Here is a 1,062-nt window from a genome sequence, read left to right on the forward strand (position 1 = left end):
GGTCCTCGTCCGCGCCGCGCTCGCGGGCGCGTTCGATCCAGGGTTCGAGGTCGTCGTCGGTGACGGCCATCCGATCGGCGGGGTCGTAGGCGTCGGGGCCGACGGCCAGTTCGTCGACGCCGATGGCCCGAATTTCCTCGACGAGCCGTGCCGTGGTGAGGAATTCGCGCCACGCGGGCTCGGGGTGGCGGTGGAAGCTACGCCGAAGGCTGACGAGACGGTCCCGTATCGGCTCGGTCATGAGAGTCACTGACGCGTCCCAGTGACTTAATTATACACAATCAGTGTTTACGACGGATACACAAAAAGGATAAGAGATCGCGTGACAATGGTAGGGCAACACGGAACTCTCCATGAACACGGATCCAGACATCGTCGTTCTCCGAGAGGGAACGGAAGGGCTGTCGATGGCGTCGTACGCCGAAACCTTGCGGGAGCGGCTGCCCGATCGCACCGTCGCGCTCGCGCGAACGCCGAAAAAGGAACGCGAACTCGTTCCGCAGGCGCGGGTCGTGACCGGTATCACGATCGAGAACGATCTCCTCGAGCGGGCCGACCGGCTCGAGCTGTTCGCGTGTACCTTCGCCGGCACCGACCACCTGCCGATGGACGCGCTGGCCGACCACGGCGTCGCCGTGACGAACGCGGGCGGCATCCACGCGCCCGGCATCGCCGAGCAGTCGATCGGCAACATGCTCGTCTTCGCGCGCCGACTCCACGAAGGCTGGCGACGGAAGGAAAACGACGAGTGGCGGCACTTCCAGTCCCACGAGTTCACCGACAGCACCGTCACGATCGTCGGCCTCGGCTCGATCGGCCAGGCGATTGTCCAGCGCCTCGAGGGGTTCGAGGTCGAGACGATCGGGATCCGTTACACGCCCTCGAAGGGCGGGCCGACCGACGAGGTGCTGGGTTTCGACGAGGCCGATATCCACGAGGCGTTCTCCCGGAGCGACTACGTCGTCCTCGCGTGCCCGCTCAACGACCTGACCCGCGGGCTGGTGGGCGAAGACGAACTCGCCACGCTCCCGCCGAACGCGGTGGTCGTCAACGCCGCCCGCG

Annotated in this window: 1 protein-coding gene and 1 pseudogene; one reads left to right on the forward strand and one right to left on the reverse strand. The window is 66.1% G+C overall.

Annotation, left to right across the window (positions count from 1 at the left end):
• A pseudogene (locus tag PGX04_RS21590) lies at positions 1 to 241 on the reverse strand (amidohydrolase); the annotation flags it as partial.
• A gap of 112 nt (positions 242 to 353) precedes the next feature.
• On the opposite strand from PGX04_RS21590, the gene PGX04_RS21595 reads away from it, so the two are divergent.
• Positions 354 to 1,062 (forward strand): NAD(P)-dependent oxidoreductase (locus PGX04_RS21595; RefSeq protein WP_273740393.1); only part of this gene is annotated, 709 nt, incomplete at its 3' end.

The sequence above is a fragment of the Natrinema soli genome (genome assembly GCF_028618695.1).